Source organism: Streptomyces sp. GQFP (assembly GCF_021545335.1).
Taxonomy (GTDB): Bacteria; Actinomycetota; Actinomycetes; order Streptomycetales; family Streptomycetaceae; genus Streptomyces.
Genome location: NZ_CP089312.1, coordinates 7421517 through 7439550, shown reverse-complemented (window position 1 = coordinate 7439550; position 18034 = coordinate 7421517). Strand labels below are relative to the sequence as shown.

Here is an 18034-nt window from a genome sequence, read left to right as displayed (position 1 = left end):
TCTGGTTTCTCGTTTTCTGCGTGGAAGCGGCCGACGGCGGGGGGCGTCAGGAACCGGCGCGGCGGAAACCCGCGCGCGTCGCGGCGAAGGCGAGGGCGAACAGCCGTGGCCAGGTGGGGCGTACGGCGTACCGGGCGAAGCGCGTCGACAGGTCGAGCCAGCCCCGCTTGCTCGTCATGATCAGGTGGCCCGGCGAGGTGAAGCCGCTGACGACGATCGACTTCTCGGCGTTCTCGTATCCCAGGAGGTTGCCGAAGTTGCCGCGGCCGGAGACGAACTCGCGGCCCTCCTCGTTCCCGCCCCAGATGAGGTAGGGGTTCGTCCACACCACCGGCGGCATCGTGTTGACGCCGATGGCGCCGTAGCGGAGTTCCGTGACCGCGCGGTCGACGGTGGCCGCGTGGGCCTTCTTGGTGTCCTCGTCGATGAGGATCGTCGCGGCGAGGGTGCCGAGGAGCTTCTCGTTGGCGAACTCCACGGCGGCGGGCAGGAACGTCCCGGCGTCGGGCGCGACGTCGAGCGCGACCTCGCTCATGACCTGGCAGAACGCCTCGTTCTCGAGGGCGAATCCCTCGGTGCCGACGTCCTCGATCACCATGACGTGGGAAGCGGGGCGGCCGTCCACGGGCTGGACGATCCGCCCGCCCGGATAGGCGTCGCGGAAGGCCGCGAAGGTCTCCTCGACCCCGGGGTAGCTGGTGCTGGAGCCGGGCGTGAGGTCCCGCAGGGCGACGGTGATCGCGTCCAGGAGCTGCCGCCGCTGCGGCCAGTGCCGGCTCGTCACCAGGGTCTGCGTACGGCCGCAGATCGAGCCGCCGCTGATCGTGACGATGGTGGCGATCTGGAGCGCCTGGTGGCGGATCTCCCGCTCGGTCCACGGACGGTCGCCGGGAACGATGACGCAGGGGTTGTTGCCGCCGCACTCGGAGACCAGCTCGGTGCCGGTGGCCTCCGTCTCGACGGTCTTCATGATCGCCTTGGCGGAGCCGGTCCCACCGGTGAAGTAGATCTTCGAGAGGCGGGGGTCGCGGGTCAGGGCGGGCCCTTCGTCGGCCGGGCAGAAGGCGGCCGCGTGGACGTCGACGAGCGGTTGCAGGACCTTCTCCCACACCCGGTCGGCGTCCTCGTTGAGGGGGTGGGGCTTGTGGACGGCCACGTAGCCGTCGACGAAGAGGGCCCGGATCATCTCGAACGACGACGCGACGTTCCCCGCCCCGAGCACGGCGACGATGCCGCCGGGCTTCGCGTAGGGGTCCACCCGGCGAGGCTCGCCGACGACGCGCAGTACGTCGGTTCGGTCGCCGCCCAGCAGGCGGTCCCTCCCCCGCGGGGAGACCCGGATGTCGAAGCGGCCGTCTCCGACAGGGGTGACCGCGAGCGGCTGGAGCGGTCGGCCGCGGACCAGGCCCTCGTACAGGTCGATGGCGGCCGCGACGTTCGAGGGGAGCGGCACCAGGACGCGCTGCACGCTCGTGCCCACCTGGTGGGCGTCGGCCGGGTTCGCGGGGTCGATGCCCTTCGCACGGCAGTCCGCCGCCACCAGTTCGTCGAAGTGCCGGTCGATGTTCGCCTGGACCAGGCGGAGCAGCCTCAGCCGCTCCGCCGCCGGCGTGGCCCGCCAGCGGGCCGGGTCGACCCAGTCGACAGCCTCCGTGGCCTTCATGGCGTACCCCTTCTCTCGGTTTCTCTCGGTGTCGGTGACGGCACAAGCCGCCGGGACAGATACTGGACCGGCGGTACATTGAAATTAATGTACCGACGGTCCACAGTCAATGGACCGGCGGTCGACTATCCTCGCGGGGTGACAACCTTCCATCGCGCACGCAGCGAGGAGCAGCGCGCGGTACGGCGGCAGAGCATCCTGGACACCGCGGCCGGGATGCTGGACGAGATGCCGGTCGCGGCGGTGAGCCTCAACGAGCTCAGCCGCCGGGTCGGGCTGTCGAAGTCCGCCGTGACGCTCTACTTCGAGTCGCGCGAGGCGGTGCTGCTGGACCTGCTCTCCGAGGCGGCGGCCCGCTACCGGGCCGAGACCGCCGGGACGTTCGCCGAGTGGGCCGACCCGTCCGCACCGGCTCCGGTGAGAACACGCCAGGTCGCGGCACGGCTGGCCGCGACGTTCGCCGCCCACCCCATGCTGTGCGAGCTGCTGAGCGTGCAGCACGCGATCCTGGAGCACAACATCTCCGTCGAGGTCGCGACCAGGTACAAGAGGGCCTCGCGCGACGCCATCCGCTGGCTCGCCGAGCAGCTCCGCGACCTGCTCCCCGAACTCGACGACGAACGGGCGCTGCGCGCCGCGCACATGGTCATCATCCTCGTCGGCGCCCTGTGGACCCGCAGCCGTCCGGCCCCCTCGCTGCTCGCCGCCTTCCAGGCCGACGCGAGCCTGGCGTTCATGCACCCGGCCTTCGCCGAGGCTTTCGAGGCCGCGATCGCGACCTTCCTCCAGGGGCTCATCGCGGAGACAGCCGACGCGACGGACGGGGCCGACTCGCCCTGACGGGCATCCCCTCAGAGGTGTACGTCACACCGCCGCGCCGGGCAGCACAGCTTGCGGTACGGGGCCCGCGCGGGGCGAATATCTCCAGGTCAGCGGGGTAGGCACCGCAGTTCCACCACCGGCGACCCGGAACCCGCGTCCCACACCTCGGGCATGACACGCAAAGAATTGGACAGGCTGGCCGGGGTCGGCCGCATGATGGAAAAAGCCGCACGCATGCAACAGAAGGAGTCGTCGTGAGGGTCGGAATCGTCGGAGCCACCGGTCAGGTCGGCACGGTCATGCGCAGGATCCTCGTCGAGCGGGAGTTCCCGGTCACCGAGCTGCGGCTGTTCGCGTCCGCCCGCTCGGCGGGGTCGGTCCTCGACGGTGTGACGGTGGAGGACGCGGCGACGGCCGACTACGCCGGCCTCGACATCGTGCTGTTCTCGGCGGGCGGCGCGACCTCCAAGGCACTGGCGGAGAAGGTCGCTGCGCAGGGCGCTGTCGTGATCGACAACTCGTCCGCCTGGCGCCGGGACCCGGACGTACCCCTGGTCGTCTCCGAGGTGAACCCGCACGCGATCGCCGACCGTCCCAAGGGCATCATCGCCAACCCGAACTGCACGACGATGGCCGCGATGCCGGCCCTGCGCCCGCTGCACGCGGAGGCGGGGCTCGAGGCGCTGGTCGTCGCGACCTACCAGGCGGTGTCCGGGTCGGGGGTGGCCGGTGTGGCTGAGCTGCACGGGCAGGCGCAGAAGGTGGTCGCGGACGCGGACAAGCTGACGCACGACGGTTCGGCGGTCGACTTCCCCGAGCCGGGGGTGTACAAGCGCCCGATCGCGTTCAACGTCGTACCGCTGGCGGGCAATGTGGTGGACGACGGTTCGTTCGAGACGGACGAGGAGCAGAAGCTCCGCAACGAGTCCCGGAAGATCCTGGAGATCCCGGAGCTGAAGGTGTCGGGCACATGTGTCCGCGTCCCTGTCTTCTCGGGACACTCCCTTCAGGTGAACGCGCGGTTCGCGCGTCCACTGTCGGTGGAGCGGGCGACGGAGCTGCTGTCCTCGGCGCCGGGTGTGGTGCTGTCGGACATCCCGACCCCGCTCCAGGCCGCGGGCCAGGACCCGTCCTTCGTGGGCCGCATCCGCGTGGACGAGACGTCGGAGAACGGGCTGGCGTTCTTCGTCTCGAACGACAACCTGAGGAAGGGCGCCGCGCTGAACGCGGTACAGATCGCGGAGCTGGTGGCGGCGGAGCTGGGCGGTAAGTAACCGCCCCAGCGGTAGGAATGGCCGCCCTACCGCCAGTACGACCAAGGGGGGTGCCCACCGGTTACCGGTGGGCACCCCCCTCTTTTCACGCGTCAGAGCGCCAGTTGCTGCCGAAGCGCCCGGTCGATCTCCTTGAGCGCATGCGGTGGCACCGTTCCGATGCGGTGCCCGATCCTGGAGAAGTCGAGGGCCCGAATCTGTTCGCACTGCGCCTTGGAGTCCACCCTCAGGCCGCACTCGGCCGCGTGCAACAACACCTGGAACGGCCGCACATGCGTGATGTTCGACGTCACCGGCACGACTGCCAGGACACCTCGCCCCGCGCGGTCCGCCATGCGGTTGGCGGCATTGTTGGTCACAAGGATCGCCGGGCGCGTCTTGTTCGCCTCGCTACCCACTGCGGGGTCGAGGTCCACCAAGTAGATCTCACCGCGATTCATCTGAGATGCCGTCCCCCACCGTGCGGTCCCACAGTTCCGCGTCTTCGCTCGCATACCACTCGTCCCATGCAGCGAGGTACTCCTCTTCGAGTGCCGACTCGCGCAGCATCTGAATGGCGGCATGTATCACGGCGGACCGGGATTCCGCAGCCTTCTTGGCCGCGTACTCATCGACGAAGGTGACATCATCCTCCGGCAGACTCACACTGATCTTCATGCCTCAAAGATAGCACGGTAGGAATGGAGAGGCTACTAATAGTACTACCGTTCACCTCTTGATCGGCACCTCAGCCCCGCCTCCTCACCTCATACAGAAAGCACCCGTACTCCACCGCCCGCACATGCACCACCGCCACCCCCGGATCGGCGAACGCCTCCTCGAACGCGCTCTCGTCCACCTGCTCCACCAGCCTCCCCCCGACGATCCGCCCCTCCCGGGAGTACCGCCGCAGCACCCGCCGCGCCCGCGCGAACGGGAACCCCTCCCCCGCCGCCACCGGCCCCTCGCACGCCTCCGCGTGGATGAACACCGGACCCTGTTCGTCGTACGGCCCGGGCTCCGCCCCCGTCTCCGCCGCCCACCGCCGCAGCGGGGCGTAGGAGATGAGGGCGATCCGCTCCCCGGGCGTGCTGTGCCGCAGGCAGCAGCGCAGCGGTGAGCCGCCCTCCGCGTCCGTCAGGGGAACCAACTCGCGCCCGGCATCGTCAGCAGAACGCAGCCCTTTCAAGATCAGTGGGTCAATGGGTCGTACGGCGTACGTGATGCGTGTTGTCGCGTGTGTCGTCATGGCTCCACGTTCGCGCCTGTCCAGCCCGCTCACCGGCGGGTTCCGGACATCGCGTCGGCCACGGATCCCATGGAAGGATGGCGCAACCCACACATACGAGGAGATGACCGCGTGCCTGGCACAAACCTGACCCGCGAAGAGGCGCAAGCGCGGGCGAAGCTGCTCACCGTTGACTCGTACGAGGTCGAACTCGATCTCTCCGGCGCGCAGGAGGGCGGCACCTACAGGTCCGTGACCACGGTGCGCTTCGACTCCGCCGAGACCGGCGCGGAGTCCTTCATCGACCTGGTGGCCCCGGCCGTCCACGAGGTCACGCTCAACGGGGACACCCTCGACCCCGACGAGGTCTTCAAGGACTCCCGGATCGCCCTGACGGGGCTGCTCGCCGGGCGCAACGTCCTTCGTGTCGTCGCCGACGCCGCCTACACCAACACCGGTGAGGGGCTTCACCGGTTCGTCGACCCCGTCGACCAGCAGGCCTACCTCTACACCCAGTTCGAGGTCCCGGACGCGCGCCGCGTCTTCGCCTCGTTCGAGCAGCCGGACCTCAAGGCGACCTTCCAGTTCACGGTGACCGCGCCGTCCGGCTGGACCGTCATCTCCAACTCGCCGACGCCCGAACCCAAGGACGACGTCTGGCGCTTCGAGCCGACGCCCAGGATCTCGACGTACATCACCGCACTCATCGTCGGGCCGTACCACTCGGTCCACAGTGTGTACGAGGCCGACGGGCAGACCGTGCCGCTGGGCATCTACTGCCGGCCCTCGCTCGCCGAGTTCCTCGACTCCGACGCCATCTTCGAGGTGACCCGGCAGGGGTTCTCCTGGTTCCAGGAGAAGTTCGACTACGCGTACCCGTTCAAGAAGTACGACCAGCTGTTCGTGCCGGAGTTCAACGCCGGTGCCATGGAGAACGCGGGTGCCGTCACCATCCGCGACCAGTACGTGTTCCGGTCGAAGGTGACCGACGCCGCCTACGAGGTGCGCGCCGAGACCATCCTGCACGAGCTGGCGCACATGTGGTTCGGCGACCTCGTCACCATGGAGTGGTGGAACGACCTGTGGCTGAACGAGTCGTTCGCCACCTACACCTCCATCGCCTGCCAGGCCTACGCGCCCGGCTCGCGCTGGCCGCACTCCTGGACCACGTTCGCCAACTCCATGAAGACGTGGGCCTACCGCCAGGACCAGCTGCCGTCCACCCACCCGATCATGGCCGAGATCCGCGACCTCGACGACGTCCTCGTCAACTTCGACGGCATCACGTACGCCAAGGGTGCCTCCGTACTGAAGCAGCTCGTCGCGTACGTCGGCATGGACGCGTTCTTCGCGGGCGTGCAGGCCTATTTCAAGCAGCACGCGTACGGCAACACGCGGCTCAGCGACCTGCTCGGCGCGCTGGAGGAGACCTCCGGGCGCGATCTGAAGGCCTGGTCGAAGTCGTGGCTGGAGACGGCCGGCATCAACATCCTGCGTCCCGAGATCGAGACGGACGCGGACGGGGTCATCACTTCGTTCGCCATTCGGCAGGAAGCCCCCGCGCTGCCCGCCGGTGCGAAGGGTGAGCCCACCCTCCGGCCGCACCGGATCGCCGTCGGTCTGTACGACCTCGACGAGGCCAGCGGCAAGCTGCTGCGCGAGGACAGTCAAAACGGCGCCGGGCGGATCGAGCTGGACGTCGACGGCGAACTGACGGCCGTACCGCAGCTGGTCGGCAGGCGTCGTCCGGCCGTGGTCCTGCTCAACGACGACGACCTCTCCTACTCCAAGGTCCGTCTGGACGACGAGTCCCTCGCCTTCGTCACCGAGCACCTGGGCGACTTCGAGGCGTCGCTCCCGCGCGCGCTGTGCTGGGCCTCCGCCTGGGACATGACCCGCGACGCCGAACTGGCCACCCGCGACTACCTCTCCCTCGTCCTGTCGGGCATCGGCAAGGAGTCGGACATCGGCGTCGTGCAGTCGCTCCAGCGGCAGGTGAAGCTGGCGATCGACCTGTACGCCGACCCGACCGCCCGCGAGGCCCTGCTGACCCGTTGGACGGACGCCACGCTGGCCCACCTCCGGGCCGCCGAGGCGGGCTCCGACCACCAGTTGGCGTGGGCCCGCGCCTTCGCCGCCACGGCCCGTACGCCGGAGCAGCTCGACCTGCTTGACGCCCTCCTGGAGGGCACGCAGACGATCGAGGGGCTGGCCGTCGACACCGAGCTGCGCTGGTCGTTCGTGCAGCGGCTGGCGGCCGTCGGGCGCTTCGACGAGGACCAGATCGCGGGCGAGTACGAGCGGGACAAGACGGCCGCCGGTGAGCGGCACGCCGCCACGGCCCGGGCGGCCCGTCCGACGCCGGAGGCCAAGGCGGAGGCGTGGGCGTCGGTCATCGAGTCCGACAAGCTGCCGAACGCCGTCCAGGAGGCGGTGATCGGGGGCTTCGTCCAGACCGACCAGCGCGAGCTCCTTGAGCCGTACACCGACAAGTACTTCGCGGTGGTCAAGGACATCTGGGACTCGCGCTCGCACGAGATCGCCCAGCAGATCGCCATCGGCTTCTACCCGGCGATCCAGGTGTCGCGGGACACCCTGGCGAAGACGGACGCCTGGCTGGAATCCGCCGAGCCGAACGCAGCCCTGCGCCGCCTCGTCTCGGAGTCCCGCTCCGGCATCGAGCGCGCGCTCAGGGCCCAGGCGGCGGACGCGGCGGCCGAGTAGGCAGCCGGTAGTAGTCGTACGGAGTTGGGGGCGCCCCGGATAGATACCGGGGCGCCCTCGACCGCGTTCTACGCCGGGTCCGGGCGCAGCAGCGCCGCGCCCGTGGGTGTCAGGGTGTGCAGGACGGCCGGGCCGTGGCGGTGGCTGACGAGGAGGCCGGTGTCGCGCAGCACGGTGGTGTGGCGGGTCGCGGACGCCGCCGACACCCCTGAGGCGCGGGCGAGTTCACCGGTCGTCGCACCGACCGCCGTCGCCTGGAGGATGACGACGCGGGGCGTGCCGAGGAGCGCGGCGAGCGGGGCCCGGGGGTTCTGGGCTGCTGTCTCACCGGTCCCGTCAGCAGGGCCCGGGCGCGGGCGACGTCGTAATAGGTCCGGACCGTTCGGGCGAATTCCTTGCGCGGCTGAATGTCGGCCAATTTGCCCGGCCCAGGCGGGAGCGCCGCTCACCTTGTCCAGAATCCCCGGTTCGCGGAGTACGCGCGGCCCGGGGATGTCGAGGATCGCGTCGAGACCCGCGTCCATGCCTTCGGACGCCTCACCTGGCGTGAGGAAAACCGGGAAACAGGTGCCCCTCGGATAAAGAGGAAGCAGCACATTGCGAGGTCAGCCGGCCCGCGCCGGTCATCGGCGGCCACCGGCACTGGGCGTCCACCGACTGCCCCGGCACCCTGTACACCGCCATGCCGTCGATCCGCGACGAGGTCGCCGCCCTGCTCACCTGAACGCCCGGATCGTCCGATCAGCGGCGCGGCTCCAGGACGGGAACCCGGACCTTCCGCACCCCACCCCCGACCACAGGGGCGGACCCTGACCCCCGTACCCCCAGCTGCCCCGCCACCGTCGCCCCGAACGCCAGCCCCATGCCCGCCAGTTGAAGCGGTGTCAGGGCCTGGCCGAGGGCCGCCCAGCCCACGATCGCGGCGGTCAGCGGGGACAGCGGGCCGAGGAAGGTGACCTGGGTCGCGGTGAGGCGGCCGATGCCACGGAACCAGAGCCAGTACGCCACGGCCGTGTTGGCCAGCGCGAGGTAGAGGTATCCGCCGACCGCCCGGCCGTCCAGCGCGGGCGGGGCGCCCTCGACGAGCAGGGCGAGGGGCGCGATGAGCAGGCCGCCCGCGGTGAGCTGCCAGCCGGTGAGGGCGAGCGGGCCCACGCCGTCCGGACGGCCCCAGCGCTTCGTCAGTACGGTGCCCGTCGACATCGACGCGGTGGAGGCGAGGGCGGCCAGCACACCCACGGTGTCCAGCGCCCCGGCCGCCTTCAGCACGACCAGACTGACGCCGAGCGCCGCCGCGATACCGGTGAGCAGGGTCCGTACGGTCGGCCGCTCGCCCAGGAACACGGTCGCGAGCCCGGCGACGAACAGCGGGCCGACCGACCCGACGACCGCCGCCATACCGCCCGGCAGCCGGTACGCGGACAGGAACAGCAGCGGGAAGAAGGCGCCGATGTTGAGCGCGCCCAGCACCGCCGCCTTCCACCACCAGGCGCCGCGCGGCAGCACCCGGGTCAGCGCGAGCAGGAAGAGACCGGCGGGCAGGGCGCGCAGCAGACCGGTGAAGAGGGGGCGGTCGGGCGGGAGGAACTCCGTGGTGACGGCGTAGGTGGTGCCCCAGGAGATGGGGGCGAGGGCAGTGAGGAGGATGACGGGGAGATGGGCGGAGCGGTTCGCGGGCATGGGCCCACCCTTCAAGTAGGTCAGCGGTAATTAGCTTAGCGCTAAGCAACTTGCAGTCAAGCTACTTCCTTGTGAGCAACTTTCTTACGTGTGACCATTGGCGCCCGATCCTCGGTGATACTCGGCGCATGAGTGCACAGCCGCCGCAGCAGCGCAGGGACCCCGTCGACGCGATCATCGACCAGTGGGCGGTGGTGCGCCCCGATCTGGACACCGCCGCGATGGAGGTCTTCGGCCGTATCTACCGGCTGGCGCGCGCGATGGGCGACCGGACGGAGAAGGCGTACGCGCGGTTCGGGATCGGGCGCGGCGAGTTCGACGTGCTCGCGACGCTGCGCCGGGCCGGTGAGCCGTACACGCTCTCGCCGCGTCAGCTGTCGTCGACGCTGATGCTCACCACCGGCGGGATGACCGGCCGCCTCGACAAGCTGGAGCGGGCCGGGCTGGTACGCCGCTCCCCCGACCCCCACGACCGGCGCGGCCTCCAGGTCACCCTGACGGAGGAGGGACTGAGCCGCGTCGACGAAGCGGTCGGGGCCGGTGTCGACGCCCAGACCGAGGCCCTGGCCGCCCTGGACCCGGAGAAGGCCGGCCAACTGGCCGACCTGCTGCGGGAGCTGCTGACGGCGACGGAGGGCTGAGAACAGGCCGAGGGCGCCGTTCCCACCCCATGACTGATGGGATCCCCATGGCTGATGGGATGGAGAACGGCGTCCTCGGAACGATCAGAAGGAGAGATCAGGCCTTCGCCTTGGCGGGCTTGGCGGCCTTCGGGGCGCGGTCCGAGGACTTGTCCAGGACCATCACCAGACCCGCGATGACCGCGAACAGGCCGATCGGGGCGACGACATAGAGGCCCAGCGTCTCGATGACGCTCAGGCCATGGCCGGGGTCGTCACCGTCGTCGCGGGTGAGCGCGAGCGCGGGAGACGTCATGAGCAGCATCATCAGCGTCGTACCGGCGACCAGTGCACCGGCGCGCAGGGCGTTCTTGTTGTCCACGGTGCAAAAGTAGCGAACGCCCGGCGGGGCCGCGCGCCCGGGGTGCCGTATGAGGGCCCGGCCACGGTCACCCGCCCTCTCTGAGCACCTCCATCAGCGCCCACAGCCGGGACGACCCCGCCAGTTCCTCCAGCGTCACCGGCCGGCCCTCCGCGTCGGCGATGGGCAGGCGCCAGTTCGGGTACTGGTCCCACGTACCCGGCAGGTTCTGCGGGCGGCGGTCGCCGACGCCGTCCGGGAGCCAGACGCCGATCATGCGGGCGGGGGTGCGGAGCAGAAAGCGGTGGACGGCCTGGATCTCGGCCTCCTCCACCGCGCCCGAGTGACCGCCGCTGCACCCCTCCAGCAGGCCGAGGCGGGAGAGCAGGGTCAGCCACTCCCCCGTGTCGGCGGAAGCGGCGTCCCGTTCCTCGTCCAGGGGGTTGGTCAACAGGCCAAGCCGGTCGCGGAGTTCGACGTGGTCGCCGGTGAGGCGGGCGGCGGTGGGCGGCAGGTCGTGGGTGGTGACGGTGGCGAGGCAGTCGGCGCGCCAGCGTTCGGGGGGCAGGGGTCGCCCGTCGCCGTCCCAGTCCCGTTCGAACCACAGTACGGACGTACCGAGCACCCCGCGTTCGTGCAGCGTCTCCCGGACGCCCGGCTCGACGGTCCCGAGGTCCTCGCCGATCACGACCGCCCCGGCCCGCGAGGCCTCCAGCGCGAGGACGGCGAGCATGGCCTCGGCGTCGTAACGGACGTACGCGCCCTCCGTGGGCGCCTGCCCCTGGGGCACCCACCAGAGCCGGAACAGGCCCATGACGTGGTCGATGCGGAGGGCGCCCGCGTAGCCGAAGAGGGAGCGCAGGAGCTGGCGGTACGGGGTGTAGCCGGACTCGGCCAGTCGGTCGGGTCTCCAGGGCGGCAGGCCCCAGTCCTGGCCGCGCGCGTTGAAGGCGTCCGGGGGCGCGCCGACGGACATGCCGGCCGCGAAGTACTCCTGCTGCGCCCAGGCGTCGGCGCCCCCGGGATGCACCCCGACGGCGAGGTCGTGGACGATCCCGACGGGCATGCCCGCGTCGCGTGCGGCCCGCTGGGCGTCGGCGAGCTGGGTGTCGGTGAGCCAGGCAAGGTGAGAGTGGAAGTCGACGCGGTCCATCAACTCGCGCCGGGCGCGGGCGGTTTCGGCGGAGCGGGGGTCCTGGAGACCGGCCGGCCAGCGGGACCAGTCCGAGCCGTGCGTCTCGGCCAGCGCGCACCAGGTGGCGTGGTCCTCCAGCGCCTCACCGGCCCGCGCGAGGAAGTCGGCGTACTCGGCCTGCCGCCCGGGCCCGAGCGGCACGGCGCACACCAGCTCCAGCGCCTCGCGCTTGAGTTCCCACACGGCGTCCCGGTCGATCAGCGCACCCTTGTCCAGCACCGACTCCCGCAGCCGCCGGGCCCGCTCCAGCAGCGAGCGCACCCGCCCACCGGCCTCTTCGAGGTACGCGAACTCGGGGATGGCCTCGACCCGCAGATGCACGGGATCGGGAAAGCGCCGGGAGGACGGCCGGTACGGGGACGGATCGGTCGGCGCCCCGGGCACAGCCGCGTGCAACGGGTTGACCTGCACGAACCCCGCCCCCAGCGCCCGCCCGGCCCAGGAGCTCAGCTCCCCGAGATCACCGAGGTCACCCATGCCCCAGGAGCGCTGGGAGAGAAGCGAGTAGAGCTGCACGAGGATGCCGTACGAGCGTCCGGTGGGCGTGGGCAGCCGGGCCGGGGCGACGACGAGGTGGGCGCGGGCGGTACGTCCGTCGGGCGCGACGGCGTCCAGCTGATGCACACCGGGCGGAAGCTGATCGACGGAGTCACCGACCTCGCCCTGCTCGGTACGGACACGAAGCCGCGTACCGGACGGCAGCCCGGCCAACGCGGTCGCCGCACCGTCGGCGCCACACACCACGGTCGGCGGCAGCAGCCGCGCCGCCAGCTCCCGCTCCCGGGCGTCGAGGGCGTCCCGGACGGCCTCCGCGCTGCCCGCATCGACACCGAGCGCGCCCAGCACGGCGACGAGCGCGGAGTCGGAGGCGGCGACGGTCCGGTCCGGGGAGGGCCGAAAGGAGGAGGAGACGCCGTACAGCTCGGCAAGCCGAACAAGCGCGACCCGCTCCCCACCCTCGGCCGGCTGGTCTGCGGTCATCTACAACCCCGCGAGTTCCGACAGCGCGGGCACCGGACCCTCGTACAGCCCCGTGGGGTCCGCCTCGGCCTCGGCGTGCTCGCTGGTCATCGCCTCCGCGTCCGCGAGCGGGGGCTCACTGGTGAGCGGCTCGGCGGCGGGCAGGGGCGGCTCGCTGGTGAGCGGCGCCTCGACGGCGATGCTCTCGGCACTGAAGATGTAGGCCGGTACGGCCACGGAGGCCTCCTTGTTGGCGGGTTTCCTTCGCAGGCCTACCCAGTGGGCGGGACGGCAGACGTGTATGAACGGACGAACCACGGCACCGAAGCTCACATTCCGTGGTTCTTCCGCCGCTCGCACGACCAAGTCCATCACCTTCCACTATTCACTCAGTACATGTAGCGAGTGCATAATGACCGGCATGAGCACCCGCCACATCCTGCTGGGGCTGCTCGCCGGAGGGCCGAGCCATGGCTACGACCTCAAGCGACGGCACGACGAACGCTTCCCGCAGGCCCGTCCGCTGGCCTACGGGCAGGTCTACACGACCCTGCAGCGCCTGGTGCGCGACGGCCTCGCGGAGGTCGACGGCACCGACGCGGACGGCGGCCCCGAGCGGACGAAGTACCGGGCGACGACGAAGGGGGAACACGAACTCACCGACTGGATACGGCAGATCAGCGCACCCGCGCCGCACGTCGTCAACGAGATCTTCGCCAAGGTCGTCGTCGCGATCCTGGCCGGCGGGGACCCGGCCGCGTATCTGCTGGACCAGCGGGCCGCACACATGGCGCGGATGCGGGAGCTGACGGCGGTCAAGACCGCGCCCGGCTCGGACCTCTCGACCGTGCTCTCGGCGGACTACGCCCTCAACCACCTCGACGCCGACCTCCGCTGGATGACCACCACGGCGGCCCGGCTCACCACACTGACCGCGGAGGTCGACACGGCATGACCACCACCAACGGGGAAATACCCGAGGGGCAGGCCTCACCACCCCTCCTCACGGCGAGCCGCCTGTCCAAGACGCACGGCAGGACGCCCGCACTGCGCGGCGCCTCGGTCGCGCTGCGGGCGGGCGAGATCCTGGCCGTCACGGGGGCGAGCGGCAGCGGCAAGTCGACGCTGCTGCACTGTCTGGCGGGGATCGTCCGGCCGGACACGGGCACCGTCGAGTACGCCGGGGAGCGGCTCGACACGATGCCCGAGCGGCGGCTGAGCGAGCTGCGGCGCACGGAGTTCGGGGTCGTCTTCCAGTTCGGCCAGCTGATCCCGGAACTGACCGTCCTCGACAACGTGGCACTGCCACTGCTCCTCGCCGGAACCTCGCGCGCGGCGGCGCACGAACAGGCGGGCGAATGGCTGGAGCGGTTCGGAGTACTGGGCCAGGAGACGCTGCGCCCGGGCGAGCTGAGCGGCGGCCAGGCCCAACGCGTCTCGCTGGCCCGCGCCCTGGTCACGGCCCCGAAGGTGATCTTCGCCGACGAGCCGACGGGCGCCCTGGACTCCCTCGCGGGCGAGCAGGTGATGGCAGCACTCACCCACACGGCCCGCGATTCCGGCACAGCGGTCCTCCTGATCACGCATGACGCCCAGGTGGCGGCGTACGCGGACCGAGAGCTGAGGCTGAGCGACGGGGCTGTCGTCGCAGCCGACGAGGCTGAGACGTCGACGGAGGTGACACCGTGACGCCGATCAGCGTTTCCGCCGACGGTTCCGGCGGTTCCGGCGGCGGATCCCCGGGACCCGGCTCGCGACCGGCCCCACAGCCCCGCCGCTCCCATTCCCGGCACGCCGACCGGCGGAACGCGCATGCGGCCCGCGCACCACACTCCGGCGGCCAAGCCCGGCCGGACGGCACGGCCGTCGGCTCCCCGGAGGGGACCTCATGACGTCCAGTAAGGCTTTCCGAAGCAGCCCCCTCCGCGCCGATCTCCGCCTCGCCTGGCTGCTCACCCGGGGTTCCGATCGGCGGGAGTGGTGGCGGGTTCTGCTCACGGGGGTCGGGGCGGCGCTCGCTACCGGGTTCGCGCTGGCCGCCGTGGCCGTCGCCTCGATTCGTGGGCAGTACTCCGTGTCGTTCGGTTCCGGGTTGCTGAACCACCAGGGGGAGCGCTCCGGCATCGTTCTCGCCCTCGTGCTGCTGCTCGTGCCCGTGCTCGGGTTTCTCGGGCAGTGTGCGCGGGTCGGGGCCGTGCACCGGGACCGGCGGCTGGCCGCGCTGCGGCTGGCGGGGGCCGGGGCCGCGCAGGTGCGGCGGATCGCGGCGCTGGAGACGGGGCTCGCCTGTCTGCTCGGCTCGGCGCTCGCCACCGTGTTCTGCGTGCTGTTCCTGCTGCGAGAGTGGCGGCAGCCGCCGGTCGCCTTCTGGGTCGGGGTCGCGCTGGTCGCGATCGCCGTGCCCGTGCTGGGCTCGCTCGTCGGCGTACTGGCGCTGCGGCGCGTGGTCGCCTCGCCGCTGGGGCGGGTCCGGCGGGTGCCGCCGCGTGAGGGGCGGGGGCCGGGGATGCCGTTCCCGACGGCGGTTCTGGGGCTGCTGCTCGTGGGGGTGCTGCTGGCGCCGGACACGTTCGGCGGGTACGCGACCGCGCCGGTGCTGGTGTTCTCCGTGGTGATCGTGACCGGGATGGGCGCCCTGTGGCTGACCGGTGCCACCGCCCGCTGGACCGGGCGGATCCTCGCCGCCCGTACCTCCGACCCGGCGACACTGATCGCGGCGGAGCGGCTGCGCGACGATCCCTGGGCCGCCGCCCGGACCCATGCGGCGGTGCTGCTGGTGACCACCGTCGGTACCGGGTTCGTCGGTGTCCGTGAGGTGCTGCTGACCTCGCTCCGTGAGCGCGGGGAACACATGCTGGCCACGCCCATGTCCTTCTACACCACCGGCGTCGACCTGACCGGCGCCGCCGTGCTGGTCGCCCTGGTGATCACGCTGTGCGGGCTCGGCGTCGGCACCGCCGAGTCGGTGGCGACCCGGCGCCGGGGCCTGGCCGCGCAGGCCGCCGCCGGGGTGCCGCGTGCGGTGCTCGGCCGGGCGCTGCTCCTGGAGACGGCCCTGCCCCTGGCACCGGCGCTGCTCCTCGCGGGCACCGGAGGCCTGCTGATCGGCGGCTGGTTCGCGGCGATCGCCCACGACGGCAGCCGCTCGGTGCCGTACACGGCGCTGCTGGTGCCGCCCGCGGTGTACGTGTCGTGCCTGCTCGCCGCGGCCACCTCGCTGCCGCTGCTGCGCCGTGCGGCGCGGCCGGCGGAGCTGCGGTACGTGTGAGCGCCCGGGCATGAGAGATCCGGCCCTGGGGAACGGGGGTTCCCGGGGCCGGATCGCATCCGTACCGTACGGAGAATCCGTACAGGTGTGCGGGTACTGGGTACTCCCTATTCAGATGAATTCAGGTATACGAAAGCCCGGACGTCAGGCTGAGATGCCGTCGATCCGGGCCAACGCGTCGTCCGCGCCGTACGGCTGCAGGTATGGCAGCCAGCGCGGGTCCCTATGCCCGGTTCCGATGATGCGCCAGGCGAGACCGGTGGGCGGGGCGGGTTTGTGGCGCAGCCGCCAGCCGATCTCGAAGAGATGGCGGTCCGCCTTGGTGTGGTTGCAGCGGCGGCACGACGCCACCACGTTGTCCCAGCGGTGCTGACCGCCGCGGGAACGCGGGATGACGTGGTCGACGCTGGTCGCGGCGGCGCCGCAGTACATGCACCGGCCGCCGTCGCGGGCGAACAGTGCCCTACGGGTCAGTGGAACGGGCCCCCGATAGGGAACCCGGACGAACCTCTTCAGCCGGACCACGCTGGGTGCGGGGACAGTAACGGTCGCGCTGTGCATAAAGGCGCCCGATTCCTCCAAGGAGACTGCCTTGTTCTCCAGGACGAGGACGAGCGCGCGGCGGAGCGGTACGACGCCGAGTGGCTCGTACGACGCGTTGAGTACCAGGACATGCGGCACGGATGCCTCCTTGGGCGTCGGCGGCGCGTGGCTCGCGCCGGGACGATCTGCAGTCAGTCTCCCCTCTCGCCTGGTGGCAGCGCCACCACGTCCCGGTAACGGGCTGGGAGTGTTTTCGACCACACCTTGTGCACTTCCCCGGGACCACACCCTCTTCTATCCCCAGGTGAGCACGGTCTCTCCCTCGAACATCGCGCCGATCCGCACACGTTGCCCCGTTAGTGTGGTGGTTCTGTCCTTCCGGTGACCTTTCCGTGACCTGAATCACCAGCTGACCGACGAGCTGACCGCCGTAACCATCCGTGCCGGGGGCAGGCCGCTTTGGAGGTACCCGCCGTGTCCTTGTCCGCCGTCCTACTGGCCGCCGGTTCGTCGCCGTCGCCGACTCCCTCGGAGTCACCGACCGCGCTGGTCCCGTCACTCCAGGACGCCCAGGAGAGCGCGACCAACGCCGCGAGCTGGGTCGAGCAGAACTGGTCGACCTGGCTGTCGATCGGGCTCAGAGTCCTGCTGATCGTGGTGATCGCGGCGGTCCTGCGGATGACGCTGCGGCGGGCGATCACCAAGCTCATAGACCGGATGAACCGCACCGCCCAGGCGGTCGACGGCACCGCGCTCGGCGGGTTGCTGGTGAACGTGGAGCGGCGTCGGCAGCGCTCGCAGGCGATCGGCTCGGTGCTGAAGTCGGTGGCGAGCTTCCTGATCATGGGCACGGCCGCCCTGATGATCCTCGGCACGTTCGAGATCAACCTCGCCCCGCTGCTGGCCTCCGCCGGTGTCGCGGGTGTGGCGATCGGTTTCGGCGCCCGCAACCTGGTGACGGACTTCCTCTCCGGCGTGTTCATGATCCTGGAGGACCAGTACGGCGTCGGCGACACGATCGACGCCGGGGTGGCGTCCGGTGAGGTGATCGAGGTCGGGCTGCGCGTGACCAAGCTGCGCGGCGACCAGGGCGAGATCTGGTACGTCCGCAACGGCGAGGTCAAGCGCATCGGCAACCTCTCCCAGGGCTGGGCCACGGCCGGCGTCGACGTCACCGTCCGCTCGGACGAGGACCTGGACCGGGTGAAGGCGACGCTCGCCGAGGTCGGCGAGCAGATGAGCAAGGAAGAGCCCTGGAACGAGATGCTGTGGGGCCCGATCGAGATCCTGGGCCTGGACAGCGTGCTCCTCGACTCGATGGTCATCCACCTCTCGGCGAAGACGATGCCGGGCAAGGCCCTGACGGTGGAGCGGGAGCTGCGCTGGCGCGTCAAGCGAGCCCTGGACGCGGCGGGCATCCGCATCGTCGGCGGTCTCCTCCCGGCCCCGGAGGAGGAGCCGCCCGCGGACCCGACGGCGGGTATGGCGGCCCCCTCGGCGTACTCCAACACGGGCTCCCCGCAGGCCCAGGCGGCCACGCCCTTGGTGAGCCCGCCCGCATCGAAGTAGCACATCGAAGCAGTACGCAGAGAGGCGGCACCCCGGAATCCGGGGTGCCGCCTCTCTGCGCGTGCGCAAGTAACGACTCCGTTTCCGCGCGGTTTTCCTTCCGGTTCCCCCCTTGACGCCCGCCTTGGTCCGGTCCTACCTTCCTGCC

At 71.0% G+C, this 18034-nt stretch carries 18 protein-coding genes; 8 read left to right on the top strand and 10 right to left on the bottom strand.

Annotation, left to right across the window (positions count from 1 at the left end):
- Positions 1-46: 46 nt before the first annotated feature.
- Positions 47-1663, bottom strand: a complete 1617-nt coding sequence (locus LUX31_RS33715) for an aldehyde dehydrogenase family protein (protein WP_235479095.1) — start codon at positions 1661-1663, stop codon at positions 47-49.
- A gap of 138 nt (positions 1664-1801) precedes the next feature.
- Between LUX31_RS33715 and LUX31_RS33710 the strand changes: the two genes are divergently transcribed.
- Together LUX31_RS33710 and LUX31_RS33705 are read left to right on the top strand one after the other, a co-directional pair.
- Positions 1802-2503 (top strand): TetR/AcrR family transcriptional regulator, encoded by a 702-nt coding sequence (locus LUX31_RS33710; RefSeq protein WP_235479094.1) that lies wholly within the window; start codon positions 1802-1804, stop codon positions 2501-2503.
- 236 nt (positions 2504-2739) lie between these two features.
- Complete coding sequence (locus tag LUX31_RS33705; RefSeq protein WP_235479093.1) at positions 2740-3759, top strand: aspartate-semialdehyde dehydrogenase; 1020 nt, start codon at positions 2740-2742, stop codon at positions 3757-3759.
- Between the two features lie 92 nt (positions 3760-3851).
- Here the strand turns inward: LUX31_RS33705 and LUX31_RS33700 are convergent, their stop codons facing one another.
- The 3 genes from LUX31_RS33700 to LUX31_RS33690 all read right to left on the bottom strand — a co-directional run bounded on the left by LUX31_RS33700 (position 3852) and on the right by LUX31_RS33690 (position 4987).
- Complete coding sequence (locus LUX31_RS33700) at positions 3852-4175, bottom strand: type II toxin-antitoxin system PemK/MazF family toxin (RefSeq protein ID WP_328285717.1); 324 nt, start codon at positions 4173-4175, stop codon at positions 3852-3854.
- Between the two features lie 10 nt (positions 4176-4185).
- Entirely contained in the window at positions 4186-4416 is a 231-nt protein-coding gene (locus LUX31_RS33695; RefSeq protein ID WP_235479091.1) for a ribbon-helix-helix domain-containing protein, read from the bottom strand.
- Between the two features lie 70 nt (positions 4417-4486).
- A complete protein-coding gene (locus LUX31_RS33690; protein WP_235479090.1) occupies positions 4487-4987 on the bottom strand; it encodes a DUF1203 domain-containing protein in 501 nt (166 codons plus the stop codon).
- 111 nt (positions 4988-5098) lie between these two features.
- Between LUX31_RS33690 and pepN the strand changes: the two genes are divergently transcribed.
- Positions 5099-7690 (top strand): aminopeptidase N, encoded by a 2592-nt coding sequence (pepN, locus tag LUX31_RS33685; protein ID WP_235479089.1) that lies wholly within the window; start codon positions 5099-5101, stop codon positions 7688-7690.
- A gap of 68 nt (positions 7691-7758) precedes the next feature.
- Here pepN and LUX31_RS37740 read toward each other — a convergent pair whose 3' ends face one another.
- Positions 7759-8214, bottom strand: a complete 456-nt coding sequence (locus tag LUX31_RS37740; RefSeq protein ID WP_328285716.1) for an ArsR/SmtB family transcription factor — start codon at positions 8212-8214, stop codon at positions 7759-7761.
- Positions 8215-8431: 217 nt separating this feature from the next.
- The gene (locus tag LUX31_RS33675; RefSeq protein WP_235479088.1) at positions 8432-9370 is read right to left on the bottom strand and encodes an EamA family transporter; all 939 of its coding nucleotides are present in this window, start codon (positions 9368-9370) and stop codon (positions 8432-8434) included.
- Positions 9371-9498: 128 nt separating this feature from the next.
- Between LUX31_RS33675 and LUX31_RS33670 the strand changes: the two genes are divergently transcribed.
- Positions 9499-10011 (top strand): MarR family winged helix-turn-helix transcriptional regulator, encoded by a 513-nt coding sequence (locus LUX31_RS33670; RefSeq protein WP_235479087.1) that lies wholly within the window; start codon positions 9499-9501, stop codon positions 10009-10011.
- Positions 10012-10108: 97 nt separating this feature from the next.
- Here the strand turns inward: LUX31_RS33670 and LUX31_RS33665 are convergent, their stop codons facing one another.
- From LUX31_RS33665 to LUX31_RS33655, 3 genes are all read right to left on the bottom strand, one after another.
- Positions 10109-10372: a hypothetical protein gene (locus LUX31_RS33665; RefSeq protein WP_235479086.1), complete on the bottom strand. Its 264-nt coding sequence runs from the start codon at positions 10370-10372 to the stop codon at positions 10109-10111.
- A 67-nt stretch (positions 10373-10439) separates the two neighbouring features.
- Positions 10440-12527 (bottom strand): 4-alpha-glucanotransferase, encoded by a 2088-nt coding sequence (malQ, locus tag LUX31_RS33660; RefSeq protein ID WP_235479085.1) that lies wholly within the window; start codon positions 12525-12527, stop codon positions 10440-10442.
- Positions 12528-12743: a hypothetical protein gene (locus LUX31_RS33655; protein ID WP_235479084.1), complete on the bottom strand. Its 216-nt coding sequence runs from the start codon at positions 12741-12743 to the stop codon at positions 12528-12530.
- Between the two features lie 184 nt (positions 12744-12927).
- Between LUX31_RS33655 and LUX31_RS33650 the strand changes: the two genes are divergently transcribed.
- The 3 genes from LUX31_RS33650 (at position 12928) to LUX31_RS33640 (ending at position 15774) form a co-directional block, all read left to right on the top strand.
- Complete coding sequence (locus LUX31_RS33650) at positions 12928-13461, top strand: PadR family transcriptional regulator (RefSeq protein WP_235479083.1); 534 nt, start codon at positions 12928-12930, stop codon at positions 13459-13461.
- The gene (locus tag LUX31_RS33645; protein WP_235479082.1) at positions 13458-14195 is read left to right on the top strand and encodes an ABC transporter ATP-binding protein; all 738 of its coding nucleotides are present in this window, start codon (positions 13458-13460) and stop codon (positions 14193-14195) included. The genes LUX31_RS33650 and LUX31_RS33645 overlap by 4 nt, the downstream gene beginning before the upstream one ends.
- A gap of 199 nt (positions 14196-14394) precedes the next feature.
- Positions 14395-15774 (top strand): ABC transporter permease, encoded by a 1380-nt coding sequence (locus LUX31_RS33640; RefSeq protein WP_235479081.1) that lies wholly within the window; start codon positions 14395-14397, stop codon positions 15772-15774.
- A gap of 144 nt (positions 15775-15918) precedes the next feature.
- On the opposite strand, the gene LUX31_RS33635 is transcribed toward LUX31_RS33640, so the two are convergent.
- Positions 15919-16455, bottom strand: coding sequence for an HNH endonuclease (locus LUX31_RS33635; RefSeq protein WP_235479080.1), 537 nt, complete (start codon positions 16453-16455; stop codon positions 15919-15921).
- Between the two features lie 336 nt (positions 16456-16791).
- Here LUX31_RS33635 and LUX31_RS33630 point away from each other — a divergent pair, with 336 nt between their 5' ends.
- On the top strand, positions 16792-17886 hold the full coding sequence (locus LUX31_RS33630) for a mechanosensitive ion channel family protein (protein WP_235479079.1): 1095 nt from the start codon (positions 16792-16794) through the stop codon (positions 17884-17886).
- Positions 17887-18034 lie beyond the last annotated feature (148 nt).

Excerpts from the sequence above, each read along its gene's own strand:
- LUX31_RS33715 (WP_235479095.1), bottom strand. The coding sequence starts at position 1,663 with ATGAAGGCCACGGAGGCTGTCGACTGGGTCGACCCGGCCCGCTGGCGG.
- LUX31_RS33695 (WP_235479091.1), bottom strand. The coding sequence starts at position 4,416 with ATGAAGATCAGTGTGAGTCTGCCGGAGGATGATGTCACCTTCGTCGAT.
- LUX31_RS33690 (WP_235479090.1), bottom strand. The coding sequence starts at position 4,987 with ATGACGACACACGCGACAACACGCATCACGTACGCCGTACGACCCATT.
- LUX31_RS37740 (WP_328285716.1), bottom strand. The coding sequence starts at position 8,214 with ATGGACGCGGGTCTCGACGCGATCCTCGACATCCCCGGGCCGCGCGTA.
- LUX31_RS33675 (WP_235479088.1), bottom strand. The coding sequence starts at position 9,370 with ATGCCCGCGAACCGCTCCGCCCATCTCCCCGTCATCCTCCTCACTGCC.
- LUX31_RS33670 (WP_235479087.1), top strand. The coding sequence starts at position 9,499 with ATGAGTGCACAGCCGCCGCAGCAGCGCAGGGACCCCGTCGACGCGATC.
- malQ (WP_235479085.1), bottom strand. The coding sequence starts at position 12,527 with ATGACCGCAGACCAGCCGGCCGAGGGTGGGGAGCGGGTCGCGCTTGTT.
- LUX31_RS33650 (WP_235479083.1), top strand. The coding sequence starts at position 12,928 with ATGAGCACCCGCCACATCCTGCTGGGGCTGCTCGCCGGAGGGCCGAGC.
- LUX31_RS33645 (WP_235479082.1), top strand. The coding sequence starts at position 13,458 with ATGACCACCACCAACGGGGAAATACCCGAGGGGCAGGCCTCACCACCC.
- LUX31_RS33640 (WP_235479081.1), top strand. The coding sequence starts at position 14,395 with ATGACGTCCAGTAAGGCTTTCCGAAGCAGCCCCCTCCGCGCCGATCTC.